The organism is Streptomyces sp. Edi2, assembly GCF_040253635.1.
In the GTDB taxonomy this organism is placed as follows: Bacteria; Actinomycetota; Actinomycetes; order Streptomycetales; family Streptomycetaceae; genus Streptomyces.
Genome location: NZ_JBEJGX010000003.1, coordinates 3,292,462 through 3,305,556 on the forward strand (window position 1 = coordinate 3,292,462; position 13,095 = coordinate 3,305,556).

General features: G+C 69.3%; 13 protein-coding genes. 3 read left to right on the plus strand and 10 right to left on the minus strand.

Features of this window, described 5'->3' with window-relative positions:
* The first annotated feature begins 18 nt into the window (after nt 1-18).
* Nucleotides 19-1,272 carry a PTS transporter subunit EIIC gene (locus ABR737_RS17830; protein WP_350251152.1) on the plus strand — a complete coding sequence of 418 codons (1,254 nt, stop codon included), beginning with the start codon at nt 19-21 and terminating at the stop codon, nt 1,270-1,272.
* Between the two features lie 117 nt (nt 1,273-1,389).
* On the opposite strand, the gene ABR737_RS17835 is transcribed toward ABR737_RS17830, so the two are convergent.
* The 8 genes from ABR737_RS17835 to clpS all read right to left on the minus strand — a co-directional run bounded on the left by ABR737_RS17835 (nt 1,390) and on the right by clpS (nt 7,688).
* Nucleotides 1,390-2,142 (minus strand): MBL fold metallo-hydrolase, encoded by a 753-nt coding sequence (locus ABR737_RS17835; protein WP_350251153.1) that lies wholly within the window; start codon nt 2,140-2,142, stop codon nt 1,390-1,392.
* A gap of 639 nt (nt 2,143-2,781) precedes the next feature.
* Nucleotides 2,782-3,732 carry a PLP-dependent cysteine synthase family protein gene (locus ABR737_RS17840; RefSeq protein WP_350251154.1) on the minus strand — a complete coding sequence of 317 codons (951 nt, stop codon included), beginning with the start codon at nt 3,730-3,732 and terminating at the stop codon, nt 2,782-2,784.
* The gene (locus tag ABR737_RS17845) at nt 3,732-4,064 is read right to left on the minus strand and encodes a MoaD/ThiS family protein (RefSeq protein WP_350251155.1); all 333 of its coding nucleotides are present in this window, start codon (nt 4,062-4,064) and stop codon (nt 3,732-3,734) included. Before ABR737_RS17845 ends, ABR737_RS17840 begins: the two co-directional genes overlap by 1 nt.
* Nucleotides 4,065-4,202: 138 nt before the next feature.
* A complete protein-coding gene (locus ABR737_RS17850; protein WP_311626986.1) occupies nt 4,203-4,376 on the minus strand; it encodes a putative leader peptide in 174 nt (57 codons plus the stop codon).
* A gap of 84 nt (nt 4,377-4,460) precedes the next feature.
* Nucleotides 4,461-4,886, minus strand: coding sequence for a M67 family metallopeptidase (locus ABR737_RS17855; RefSeq protein ID WP_350251156.1), 426 nt, complete (start codon nt 4,884-4,886; stop codon nt 4,461-4,463).
* 103 nt (nt 4,887-4,989) lie between these two features.
* On the minus strand, nt 4,990-6,450 hold the full coding sequence (locus tag ABR737_RS17860; RefSeq protein WP_350251157.1) for an amino acid permease: 1,461 nt from the start codon (nt 6,448-6,450) through the stop codon (nt 4,990-4,992).
* Between the two features lie 321 nt (nt 6,451-6,771).
* Entirely contained in the window at nt 6,772-7,365 is a 594-nt protein-coding gene (locus ABR737_RS17865; RefSeq protein ID WP_350251158.1) for a DUF2017 domain-containing protein, read from the minus strand.
* Nucleotides 7,362-7,688 carry an ATP-dependent Clp protease adapter ClpS gene (gene clpS, locus ABR737_RS17870; RefSeq protein WP_350256824.1) on the minus strand — a complete coding sequence of 109 codons (327 nt, stop codon included), beginning with the start codon at nt 7,686-7,688 and terminating at the stop codon, nt 7,362-7,364. Before clpS ends, ABR737_RS17865 begins: the two co-directional genes overlap by 4 nt.
* A 179-nt stretch (nt 7,689-7,867) precedes the next feature.
* Here clpS and ABR737_RS17875 point away from each other — a divergent pair, with 179 nt between their 5' ends.
* Entirely contained in the window at nt 7,868-9,196 is a 1,329-nt protein-coding gene (locus ABR737_RS17875) for a nicotinate phosphoribosyltransferase (RefSeq protein WP_350251159.1), read from the plus strand.
* A 180-nt stretch (nt 9,197-9,376) separates the two neighbouring features.
* Nucleotides 9,377-9,973 (plus strand): isochorismatase family protein, encoded by a 597-nt coding sequence (locus ABR737_RS17880; RefSeq protein WP_350251160.1) that lies wholly within the window; start codon nt 9,377-9,379, stop codon nt 9,971-9,973.
* Nucleotides 9,974-10,037: 64 nt separating this feature from the next.
* Here the strand turns inward: ABR737_RS17880 and ABR737_RS17885 are convergent, their stop codons facing one another.
* Both ABR737_RS17885 and ABR737_RS17890 read right to left on the minus strand, forming a co-directional pair.
* The gene (locus ABR737_RS17885) at nt 10,038-10,421 is read right to left on the minus strand and encodes a hypothetical protein (RefSeq protein ID WP_350256825.1); all 384 of its coding nucleotides are present in this window, start codon (nt 10,419-10,421) and stop codon (nt 10,038-10,040) included.
* 123 nt (nt 10,422-10,544) lie between these two features.
* Nucleotides 10,545-12,935, minus strand: coding sequence for an immune inhibitor A domain-containing protein (locus tag ABR737_RS17890; protein WP_350251161.1), 2,391 nt, complete (start codon nt 12,933-12,935; stop codon nt 10,545-10,547).
* Between the last annotated feature and the right edge of the window lie 160 nt (nt 12,936-13,095).

A 13,095-nucleotide genomic window follows, 5' to 3' on the forward strand; every position in this document is an offset into this window, starting at 1 on the left:
CTCACCAGGAGGAATCCGATGAGTTCGGCCACCGCCACCAAGGCGGCCCCCGCGAAGAAGCGGGGATCCGGCCTGTTCCAGGGCCTGCAGAAGATCGGCCGCAGCCTCCAGCTCCCGATCGCCGTCCTTCCCGCCGCGGGCATCCTCAACCGCCTCGGCCAGCCGGACGTCTTCGGCGAGAAGGGCCTCGGCTGGGTCGACGTCAGCAAGGTCTTCGCCGCCGCCGGCGGGGCGGTCTTCGACAACCTGCCCATGCTGTTCTGCATAGGCGTCGCCATCGGCTTCGCGAAGAAGTCCGATGGCTCCACGGCGCTCGCCGCTCTGGTCGGCTTCCTGGTCTACAGCAATGTCCTCAAGGCGTTCCCGGTCACGGAAGGCCATATCGAGAAGGGCAAGTGGGTCGAGCCGGTCCTCAACAACCCCGGCGTCCTCGGCGGCATCATCATGGGCCTGCTCGCCGCGACCCTGTGGCAGCGCTACCACCGCAAGAAGCTGGTGGACTGGCTGGGCTTCTTCAACGGCCGCCGGCTCGTCCCGATCATCATGGCCTTCGTGGGCACCGCCGTCGGCGTGCTCTTCCTGCTGATCTGGGAGCCCATCGGCAGCGCCATCTCCGGCTTCGGCGAGTGGATGACCGGCCTGGGTGCGGCAGGGTCCGGGCTGTTCGGCCTGATCAACCGCGCGCTGCTGCCGATCGGCATGCACCAGTTCGTCAACACCGTCTCCTGGTTCCAGCTCGGCGACTTCACCGACGCCGCGGGCAAGGTCGCGCACGGCGACATCGGCCGCTTCTTCGCCGGTGACCCGTCCGCCGGGCAGTTCATGTCCGGCTTCTTCCCGATCATGATGTTCGGTCTGCCGGCCGCTGCCCTCGCCATCGCGCACTGTGCCCGCCCCGAGCGCCGCAAGGCCGTCCTGGGCATGATGATCTCGCTCGCGCTGACCTCCTTCGTCTGCGGTATCACCGAGCCGATCGAGTTCTCGTTCCTGTTCATCGCCCCGGTGCTGTACGCGATCCACGCCGTGCTGACCGCCATCTCCATGGCTCTGACCTGGGCGCTCGGTGTGCACGACGGCTTCACCTTCTCCGCCGGCTTCATCGACTACGCGCTGAACTGGAACCTGGCCACCGAGCCCTGGATGATCATCCCGATCGGCCTGGTCTTCGCCGCCGTCTACTACCTGCTGTTCCGCTTCGCGATCACCAAGTTCAACCTCACCACCCCGGGCCGGGAGCCCGAGGAGGAGATCGAGGATCTGACGAAGGCGTAAGCCGCGCAGCCCACACCATGACGAAGGGCCCCGGAACCGTCGGACGGTTCCGGGGCCCTTCGTCATGGCGCGCGGCGACCCGCCCGGACCTGGCCCCCGCTCGGACCTGGCAGGTGCTCAGATCTCGTAGACCGCACCCGCCTTGGCGACCTCGACCGGCCCGTCATAGGCCTTCTGGGCGTCACGGATGCCGATGGCCGGGTCGGTCCACGGCGGGATGTGGGTCAGCACCAGCCGGCCCGCGCCGGCCCGCTGGGCGATCTCGCCGGCCTCCCGGCCGTTGAGGTGCAGATCCGGGATGTCTTCCTTGCCGTAGGTGAAGGATGCCTCGCACAGGAAGAAGTCGGCGCCCGCGGCAAGGCGCTCCAGCGCCTCGCAGGGGCCGGTGTCCCCGGAGTACGTCAGGGACCGGCCGCCGTGCTCGATCCGGAAGGCGAAGGACTCCACCGGGTGGCTGACCCGCTCCGTGCGGATCGTGAACGGCCCGAGGGTGAAGGTGCCCGGCGTCAGGTTGCGGAACCCGAAGACCTCGCTCATGGCGCCGTCGTACGGCAGATCGGCGTGCGCGACGGTCAGCCGGCGCTCGGTGCCGGCCGGGCCGTAGACCGGCATCGGCGCGCAACGTCCGCCGTCCGGGCGGTAGTAGCGCACCACGAAGTAGCCGCACAGGTCGATGCAGTGATCGGCATGCAGATGCGACAGGAGTACGGCATCCAGGTCGTAGAGGCCGATGTGGCGCTGCAGTTCGCCCAGGGCGCCGTTGCCCATGTCGAGGAGCAACCTGAAGCCGTCGGCCTCGAGGAGGTAGCTCGAACAGGCCGATTCCACGGAAGGGAACGACCCCGAGCATCCGACGACGGTGAGCTTCATAGCGGGCGTGAACCTCCGTGGGCGGGGGCGGCGGTATAGCGGTCTTCCCTGCTCGCACACCGGAGCGCTCGGGGAAGGGTCCATGCCGGGATTCCCGGCGGGTCCTTGCCGGGTGGTGCCGGGTCCTCGGCGGTCGGTGCGGTGCCCCCGAGCGTAAGGCGCAAAGGGGCCGGTAGCTCCTCCGGCGGGGCGAGCTGTGGGCGGAATCACCAGTCTGGGCTGTCGCCCCGTACGTCCGTACGCCCGTGCGCCCCGGCCGGTACGGCCTGGTGTGCCGCCGGGCCCCCGGTCGCGGGGGCCGCTCACCGAAACGAGGTGAATGTGCACCGAGGGGCGCCCGGCATCCGCCTACGCGCCCCCGGACGGCCATGCGACGCGCCCCCGAAAGGTCATACCGGCGCGCCCCGGAGAGTCCTGCCCCGCGCCCCCGGGAGAAAGCCCCGCCGCCGCGGCAGGGCACCACGACGGCGGCTGCGTACCGGACACGGGCCGCACGGCCGCTCTTCCGACCCTTCCGGCTCCTCCGTCCGACCCTTCCGGCTCGTCCGTCCGGCCCTTCCGGCTCCTCCGTCCGACCCTTCCGGATCTGCCCGCTCCGCCGGCTCTCCCCGCTCCGCCGGCCGGACCGCCGGCCGGCAGCTACGCCCAGAGCTGGCCGTGCAGCGTCGCGATCGCCGCTTCCGTGGACTCGGCGGTGTACACCCCGGTGGAGAGGTACTTCCAGCCGCCGTCGGCGACGACGAAGACGATGTCGGCGCTCTCCCCCGCCTTGACGGCCTTCGTGCCCACGCCGATCGCCGCGTGCAGCGCCGCGCCGGTGGAGATGCCCGCGAAGATGCCCTCCTCGGAAAGGAGTTCACGGGTGCGGCGGACCGCGTCGTGGGAGCCCACCGAGAAGCGGGTGGTGAGCACGGACTCGTCGTAGAGCTCGGGGATGAAGCCCTCGTCGAGGTTGCGCAGCCCGTAGACCACGTCGTCGTAGCGCGGCTCGGCGGCGACGATCCGGACGCCGGGAACGTGCTCGCGCAGATAGCGGCCGACGCCCATGAGCGTGCCGGTGGTGCCCAGACCGGCCACGAAATGGGTCACGGAGGGGAGGTCGGCAAGGATCTCGGGGCCGGTGGTGGCGTAGTGCGCACCGGCGTTGTCGGGATTCCCGTACTGGTAGAGCATCACCCAGTCGGGGTGCTCGGCGGACAGCTCCTTGGCCACCCGGACGGCCGTGTTGGAGCCGCCCGCCGCGGGTGAGGAGATGATCTCGGCGCCCCACATGGCCAGCAGCTCGCGCCGCTCGGAGGAGGTGTTCTCCGGCATGACGCACACGATGCGGTAGCCCTTGAGCTTGGCCGCCATGGCGAGCGAGATGCCGGTGTTGCCGCTGGTGGGCTCGAGGATGGTGCAGCCGGGGGTGAGCCGGCCGTCCTTCTCGGCCTGTTCGATCATGTGCAGCGCGGGGCGGTCCTTGACCGAGCCCGTGGGGTTGCGGTCCTCCAGCTTCGCCCAGATGCGGACGTCCTCGGAGGGTGACAGGCGCGGGAGGCGGACGAGAGGGGTGTTCCCGACCGCCGCCAGCGGGGAGTCGTACCGCATCAGCGCATGCCTCCCGCCCGCCACCCGACCGCCACCCCTGCCGGACGGGGCTGCGCCCCGGCACCTCCCGCCACCGCCGGGAGGATCGTCACGCTGTCGCCGTCGGCGAGCTTGGTGGAGATGCCTTCCAGGAAGCGGACGTCCTCGTCGTTGAGGTAGACGTTCACGAAGCGGCGCAGCTGCTCGCCGTCGACCAGGCGCTCGCGGATGCCGGTGTGCCGGCTCTCCAGGTCGGTGAAGAGGTCGGCAAGAGTGTCTCCGCTGCCCTCGACGGCCTTCTCGCCGTCGGTGTAGGTGCGCAGGATGGTGGGGATTCGGACCTCGATGGCCATGGGAGTGCTCCTGTCCAGATGCGATGGCGGGGCGGTGGGTCCCGGGTGCACGGCGTTACGGCGTGCCGGGAGGGCGTCGGGTGACGCCGGAGGTGCGGGGCTGTGGGCGGCGCGCGCCGCGCGCCCTGACGGGCCGGCTCAGGCGGCGGCGCAGCGCGGACAGATGGCGCTGGAAAGGCGGCACAGATCCACGTGCAGCCGTGCGGCTCCGCAGCCGAATGCGCCCAGCAGTGCGGATGCGGAGCGACGTATGGCGAGCGGAGCGAGCAGCAGCATGCCCGGCCTCTTCTCGCTCACGTCGTGGTCAACCATGCGGTCATCGTATCGATTCCCGGTCCGGGCATTGGAACCTCGTCCCACCATGCGGACGATTGGCGTACACCAGGTGGGACGGCCTCAGGAGTAGGCCGCCACGACCTCGACTTCTTCCTCGGTGACCTCGCCGTCCACGATCCGGTACGAGCGGAACTGGAAGGGTCCGGCGTCATCGGTGTCGGCGGTGGAGACCAGGACATAGTGGGCGCCGGGCTCGTTCGCGTAGGAGATGTCGGTGCGCGAGGGGTAGGCCTCGGTGGCGGTGTGCGAGTGGTAGACGATCACCGGCTCCTCATCCCGGTCGTCCATCTCGCGGTAGAGCTTGAGCAGGTCGGCGGAGTCGAATTCGTAGAACGTGGGCGACCGCGCGGCGTTCAGCATCGGGATGAACCGCTCGGGGCGGCCGCTGCCCGCCGGGCCGGCGACCACGCCGCAGGCCTCGTCGGGGTGGTCCTGGCGGGAGTGCTCGACGATCTGGTCGAAGAGCGCCTTGGTAAGGGTCAGCATGGCGCCAAGAATAAACAGCGGGCCCGCGCGTACCGAAGAGTGGTACGAGCGGGCCCGCATGCTGGACGCCGAGGGGAGGCGCCCGGTTCGTCCGGGTGGTGCCTCAGCCCTTGGGGCCCTTGGTGCCCTGCGGCGCCGCGCCGGCCGTCAGGCCGTTCGCCGCGTCCCGCCGCTTGATGCAGAGGTAGCCCACGCCCAGGATGAGCGCCCACACGGGAGCCGCGTAGAGCGAGATCCTGGCGTCCGGGTCGACACCCATCATCACGATCACCATGGCGATGAAGGCCAGCGCGAAGACCGAGGTGTAGGGGCTGCCGGGAGCCTTGAACTCGGACTGCGGCAGCTCGCCGCGGTTCGCCTTGGCGCGGTAGCGCAGCTGCGAGGCCAGGATGACGATCCACGCCCACATACCGGAGATGGTGGCGAAGGAGACGACGTAGTTGAACGCCTCGCCGGGCCACTGGTAGTTGATGTAGACGCCGAACAGCATCATCGCGACCGAGACGCCGGTGCCCCAGGTGGGCAGGCCGTTCTTGCTGAGCTTGGTGAAGAACTTCGGGCCCTGGCCGTTGAGCGCGAGGTCGCGCAGCATCCGGCCGGTGGAGTACATGCCGGAGTTGGCCGAGGAGAGCGCGGCGGTCAGCACGACGAAGTTGACGATGCCGGCACCGGCCGGCAGACCGATCTGCTGGAAGGCGGCGACGAAGGGGCTCACGCCCGGCTTGAAGACCGTCCAGCTGACGACGGACAGGATGATGATCAGCGCGCCGATGTAGAAGAGGCCGATCCGCCACGGCACGGTGTTGATCGCCTTGGGCAGGACCTTCTTCGGGTTGGTCGCCTCGCCCGCGGTCACGCCGACGAGCTCGACGGCGAGGAAGGCGAACATCACGATCTGCAGCGTCATCAGCGTGCCGCCGATGCCCTTGGGGAAGAAGCCGCCGTGGGACCACAGGTTGGTGAAGGAGGCGGTGTCACCGGCGTCGGAGAAGCCGAGGGTGATCACGCCGAGGCCGATCAGGATCATGCCGATGATCGCGGTGACCTTGACCATCGAGAACCAGAATTCCAGCTCACCGAAGATCTTCACGGAGATCAGGTTGATGCCGAAGAGCGCACAGGTGAAGACCAGGGCCGCAGCCCATTGCGGTATGCCCTTGTTCCAGTACTGCACATACGTGGCCGCGGCGGTCACTTCCGTGATGCCGGTGACGACCCAGAACAGCCAGTACGTCCAGCCGGTCACAAAGCCGATGAACGGGCCGAGGAATTCGCGGCCGTACTCCGAGAAGGATCCGGAGACGGGCCGGTACATCAGCAGCTCGCCCAGGGCCCGCATGATGAAGAAGATGACCAGACCGACGATGGCGTAGGCGAGGATGATGCTCGGCCCCGCCATCGAGATCGCCTTGCCGGCTCCGAGGAAAAGTCCGGTACCGATGGCGCCGCCAATGGCGATCATCTGGATCTGACGGTTTCCCAGACCTCGCTGGTAGCCCTCTTCGGGGGCCGTCCCAGCTGCGTCGCTGCCGTCGTGCTGCTTGTCGACCTGCGCAGAGGTCATGTGTGGTGCGCCTTTCTCCATTCCGACCCGGTCTGTCCGGATCGGGTCCCGATCCCCCCGGATGGAGTTCCTGCACGCCGACGGTCGGCCGGCACAGCGCTCCCGCGGCGACAGGGGTGGCGTCGCTCACGGCAGGTCGTGAACATGTATCACGGCGTCTCTCGGACCGCCTAGGGATGGCGTGAATCAAACCACGAGAGAAAGCGGACAAGGACCCTGAAGTGCCGCAATTCACATGGCCGAGGTGATGCGATCGTTATCCGGATTTGAGCATCCGCTGAGCGAACACAGCGGTAATAACAGGGGTGGAACGCCCTGTTTTCAGCCCATCAGGGATTCGACAAGGGTCTCCTGGAGCCCGCCGAGCCAGAGATAAGCCATCACCATCGGCTTGCGCGGATCGCTGTCCGGGAGCCGCAGCAGTTCTCCGCCATCTTCTTCATCGGTCACTTCAAGCCGGGTTCCGATGGCCAGCCTGAGGTCGTTGAGGGCTCCCAGCCACTGCCGGCACTCGCCGGGGTCGAGGCGGAGCAGCGCGCTGTCACCGGCGGGCGCCAGGCCGTCCAGCGCCCGGATCAGCGCCAGGGTGTCCTCACGCTTGCGCGCACGCAGATCGTTCTCGGTGTAGCGGCGGAATTCGGCGGAGGCGGCGCGCACATCGTCGTCGGGGACGAGATCGGGTCCGCCGTAGGCATCGGGGAAGAAGCGGGCCAGCACCGGGTCGGCGGGCGGCTCGCTGGGGCCGTCGTTGAAGATCGACGCCAGCAGGTCGTCGCTCTCGCTCTCCCCGGCCTCCTCGCCCGGGCCGATCAGCTCCATCAGCTGGACGGCGAGGCTGCGCAGGATGGAGATCTCGACCTCGTCGAGGGGGACGGCGGCGCCGCCCCCGGGCAGCGGCTCGAAGTGCCCGGTCATCGGCGGTCCTGCTGGAGGGTCGCCCACAGGCCGTAGCCGTGCATGGCCTGCACGTCGCGCTCCATTTCCTCGCGGCTGCCGCTGGAGACCACCGCGCGGCCCTTGTGATGGACGTCGAGCATCAACTGATGGGCCTTGTCCTTGGAGTAGCCGAAGTACGACTGGAAGACGTACGAGACGTAGCTCATGAGGTTCACCGGATCGTTGTGGACGATCGTGACCCACGGGACGTCGGGTTCGGGGACCTCGAAGGGTGCCTCGCTCGACTGGGGGCGCTCGGTCTCGACCGGGACACTGAGGGTGCAGCGATGCGGCCGGAGCATGATCGTGGGTGACGGGTGGGCGCTCACAGGCCCCATGCTGCCACCCGGGGGCGGGCGACGCACAAATGCCCCTCGCGCGGGCCGCGTCGGCGGGCCGGACCCGGCGCCCGCGGGCGGTCTTTTGTCGCTCCCGGAGCACTATCGTCAAAGTGACGAGTATTGGGGGTAGCATCTTCCCCATGAACACAGCAGACCTGGGGCTGCCGGTGGCCGTGCCGTCGACTGCGCTCTTCACCGACCAGTACGAACTCACCATGCTGCAGGCCGCGTTGCGGTCCGGCACCGCGGACCGGCACTCGGTCTTCGAGGTCTTCACCCGCCGGCTTCCCGAGGGCCGCCGCTACGGCGTGGTGGGCGGCACCGGCCGGGTGCTGGACGCGGTGGAGAACTTCCGCTTCGACGAGACGATCCTCGGCTTCCTGCGCGAGCGCGCCATCCTCGACGAGCCGACGCTGGCGTGGCTGGCGGACTTCCGCTTCCGCGGCGACATCTGGGGCTACCCGGAGGGGGAGGTCTACTTCCCGGGCTCCCCGATCATGCGGGTCGAGGGCACCTTCGCCGAGGCGGTCCTCCTGGAGACGGTGATCCTCTCGATCCTCAACCACGACTCCGCGGTGGCCGCGGCCGCCTCCCGGATGTCAGTGGCGGCGGGCGCGCGCCCGCTGATGGAGATGGGCGCCCGGCGCACCCATGAGCTCGGCGCGGTGGCCGCGTCCCGTGCCGCCTACGTCGGCGGCTTCCACACCACCTCCGACCTGGCGGCCGGCTTCCGCTACGGCATCCCCACCGTCGGCACCAGCGCGCATGCCTTCACCCTGCTCCACGACACCGAGCGGGACGCCTTCACCGCGCAGGTCGACAGCCTGGGCGGCGGGACGACCCTGCTGGTGGACACCTTCGATGTCGAGGAGGCGGTACGCACCGCGGTGGAGGTGGCAGGACCCGGTCTCGGCGCCGTCCGGATCGACTCCGGCGATCTGCTGCTGATCGCCCACCGGGTGCGCCAGCAGCTCGACGAGCTGGGCGCCACCAAGACCAAGATCGTGGTCACCAGCGACCTGGACGAGTACGCCATCGCCTCGCTGGCCGCCGCGCCGGTGGACGCGTACGGCGTCGGCACCCAATTGGTGACCGGCAGCGGGCACCCGACCTGCTCGATGGTCTACAAGCTGGTCGCCCGCGCCGACAGCGAGGCGCCCGGCGCCCCGCTGCGGCCGGTCGCGAAGAAGTCGATGGGCGCCAAGAGCTCGCTCGGCGGCCGCAAATGGGCCGCGCGCCGGCTCGACGAGGACGGTGTGGCCACCGCCGAGGTCATCGGCACCGGGCCGGTCCCGGCGGAGCTGGCCGACCGGCAGCTGCTGGTGCCGCTGGTGAGCGGCGGCACGGTGGTGGCCCGCGAGCCGCTGGACGCCGCCCGCGCCCGGCATATCGCCGCCCGCGACCGGCTGCCGCTGTCGGCTACCCAGCTCTCCCGCGGCGAGCCCGTGCTGGCGACCGAGTACGTCTGACGGCTACGGGTGCCGGGCGGCGGGCTCCGGGCTCCGGACGCCGGGCGCCCCCCGGCCACCGACCGGCATCCGCCGCACCGCCCGGCTCCGCACCACTCCCGCAATCCCCCTCCAGTGGCTACCCTCGGTCACACCACCGCTCCGCGCCCCTCCCCCGATTCCAGCCGGAAGGCACGCACCATGCACCGGGCATTGATCGTCGTTGATGTGCAGAACGACTTCTGCGAGGGCGGCAGCCTCGCGGTGGCGGGAGGTGCGGATGTGGCGGCGGCGATCACCGATCTGATCGGCCAGACGGCCGGCGGCTGCTACCGCCATGTCGTGGCCACCCGGGACCACCACATCGATCCCGGCGGCCACTTCTCCGCCACCCCCGACTACGAGACCACCTGGCCGGTGCACTGCGTGGCCGGCACGGAAGGCAGCGGCTTCCACCCCAATTTCGCCCCGGCGCTCGCCTCCGGCGCCATCGACGCGGTCTTCGACAAGGGGGCCCACGCCGGCGCCTACAGCGGTTTCGAGGGCGCGGACGAGAACGGCACCCCGCTCGCGGACTGGCTGCACGCGCACCGCGTCAGCGAGGTCGATGTGGTCGGCATCGCCACCGATCACTGTGTCCGGGCCACCGCGCTGGACGCGATCCGCGCCGGGCTGCGCACCCATGTCCTGCTGGACCTGACCGCCGGGGTGGCCGCGCACACCACCGAGCGGGCGCTGGAGGAGCTGCGGGCGGCCGGCGCCGAGCTGACCGGCAAGCCGGTGGTCCTCGGCGGCTAGGGGGTCGTGGGGAGCCACCCGGGCTGATCCGCACGACGCGCCCTTCAGCCGCCCGCGGGGCCCGTCAGGCGGCCGAGGCCGGGCGGTCGTCATCCGGTCCCTCCTCCCGCAGCGCGCGGGCCGGGTTCCGCAGCAGCGCCCGTATCGGGTGCCACGACTCGGTGTCGTCCTCCGGGGCCTCGCGCCAGACCAGGCCGTCCGGATGGTGCAGGACAGCCGTGATCTCGTCGGGTGTGGGCGGCTCGGTGTTGCCGCGCAGGTAGACGGCCCGCAGCCCGAGGTTGCGCAGCCTGGTCAGGGCGCGCTGGCGGTTCACGGCATGGACCAGGACCCGCACCCGGCAATCGCAGTCGTACAGACCGCCCCGGGCCCCGTGGGGCGGCCTGGGCAGCGACAGGGCGACCACCACGCTTCCGCCGGGAAGCCTGGTGAAACCGCCACCGGACATCGTCATATCTCCCCCCGTGAGACTTCGCGTCAACAAGGAACTGTAGAACGCATCTAAACGCGAATCGGCCGCCGCCCGCTAGGGGGCGGCGGCCGCACAGCTCTTGACCTGCGGTTTTACCTTTTACTTACCGGCAGGGCCGACCTGAAGCGTCACCGAGGAGCCGTCCCGGGCCTCCTTGGCGATCTTGATCCGGGTGTTGGTGTCAGGGACGATCACACCACCGGTCGGGTTCGCCTTGTCGTAGTAGACGCCGTGCCGGTCGTCGAAGAGCGTCACGCCCGGCTTCGAGGTGACCTTGACCTGCTTGCCGTCCTTGTGGAGGGTCAGGGCGTCGGTCCGGTAACGCGTGAAGGTCGAGTCGTAGGACTGGAAGCGGTTGCGCATCAGCTTGCCGTCGGCCCAGCGCTCGGCCTTGGGGTGCGCGTCGACCGGCAGGATCTGGCCGTAGCCGGGGTGCTGGCCGACGTTGTTGTCCGGCTGCGAGGTGTCCCACAGCCAGATCAGCACGCCGTTCTGGTACGGGAAGTGCTCCACCCAGCCCGGCTTGGCGGTGGTCCAGCCGAAGTTGTACGGGCCGACCTTGAGGGTCTTGTCGTACGACACGTACTGGCGGTTCTCGGCGAGGTAGTACTGCGCGTAGTCCTTGGTGAAGGACGCGCCGATGCGCGAGAAGCCCTTGCTGGTCCAGCCGTTGTCGCCGCTCTCGGCGTTGTCGCTGAAGAGCGCCTTGCCGTCGGCGGTGACGCCGATGCTGTCGGCCGCGAAGCCCTTCTGCGCCGTGCCGCCGTCGGTCTGGTAGCGGAAGCGCAGGTCGATCTTCTTGCCCGCGTAGGCGTCCAGCGGGTAGGCGAGGTCCTGGTAGGCGGCGACGGTGCCGGTCAGGGCGGGCTTGTCGCTGCCGTCGCGCGGGATGGCCTTGCCGTTCGCGGTGCCGTCCAGCGCCGTCCAGTTGCTGCCGCCGTCGGTGGAGACCTCGGCGTAGAGGTAGTCGTAGTCCTTCTCGATGTCCCACCAGCCCTTGAGCGTCAGCGCCGCCTTGGACTTGCCGGTGAGGTCCACCGGCCGGGTCATGGTGTTCTTGAGGTCGTTGCCCATGTCGCTCCACCACTGGTGGGAGCCCTCGGCGGGCGCGACGATGTCGGTCTTGACCTTCTTGGCGGGCAGTTCGACGACCACCGCCTGCTTGTTCTTGGTGTTGTACTCGGCGACGCCCAGCTTGTGGGTGGACTTCTTGGCGGCCTTCGCCTTGCCGTAGTTGAGCCAGCCCAGCTGCAGCTTGTCCCAGGCGCTCATGTCGCCGGGCAGGTTGCCGATGTTGTCCTTGCCGGTGCCGAGCCAGGAGCCGCCCGACATCAGCGACCAGAAGTCCACCGAGGACTCGCCGGTGCCCGTGGTGTCGTACTCGTCCGGCAGGCCCAGGTCATGGCCGTACTCATGGGCGAAGACGCCGAGTCCGCCGTTCTCCGGCTGCATGGTGTAGTCGCCGACCCAGATCCCGGTGTCGCCGATCTGGGTGCCGCCCGCCTTGTTGGCGCCCGGACCGGTCTTGCCGGCGTCGGTGCCGTAGGCGTACCAGCGGTGCGCCCAGATCGCGTTGGTCTTCTGGACGCCGCCGCCCGCGGACTCGTCCTCGCCGGCGTGCACGATCTGGAAGTGGTCGATGTACCCGTCGGGCTCGTTGAAGTTGCCGTCGCCGTCGTGGTCGTAGCGGTCCCACTGGTCGTACTTGGACAGGTCGGCCTTGATCTGGGCGTCGGTGCGGCCCTTGGCCTTCTGGTCCTTGGCCCACTGGTTGACGCCGTCGCGGATCAGGTCCCAGGCGCTGGCGCAGTTGGTCTGGCCGCAGTAGTTGGAGCCGTAGCGGGCCTCGTTCGCGTCGACCTTGACCCAGTCGGAGACCTCGCCGTTGACCGAGTAGCGGCCCGAGGACTGCTTCTCGTAGTACTTGGCCAGCGACTCCTTCTTCTTGTCGTGCGAGAAGTAGAGGTCCTGGAAGTGCTTCTGGTTGAAGTCCTTCTGCCAGGCCGTGCTGTTGTCCGTGGCACGGTCCGGCTTGGCTATCTTGTTGTGCGCCGGGCCGGGGTCGCCGCCGTACTTCTTCACCGGCGGCTTGGGGCCGTCGCCGTCCGGGTCGTACATCGTGGTGTCGTCGACCTTGTCACCGAAGTCCACGAGGATGGTGAAGATCTTGTCGGTCTTCTGCCGGGCGAGCTCGACGTACTTGCTCTTGCCGAGCTTGACGACCTTGGAACCGCCCCGCACGGTCGCCTTGGCGTCACCGGAGATGACCTGCTGGAGCGCTTCCTTGCGCTCGGCCGCCTGCCGGTCGCTGAAGGGCCCCTTGAGATCGTGGTCCACGGTCCGCTCGGGGGCCGGGTCATGGCGCCTGGCCACGGGCGACGGTCCCTGCGCGTCGGCCGCGGCCACCCCCGAAGACAAAGCGGCCGCCCCGATCGCGGCGATTGCCGTGGCCAGGGCGGCCGATCTGAACACCGTTCTGTTGTCTCTCACTTGGCGCTGTCCTCCCCTTCGAACCGGTCACTGTTCGACGGCATTCGACCGGAAGTACGGGGAAAAAGACAGATCTTGACTTGGGCACGTCAGCGAAGTACGTTACTCGGCTCGCCAGTTACGGCTATCGGACACCGCGCGGCAGCATCGCCGCGGGTGC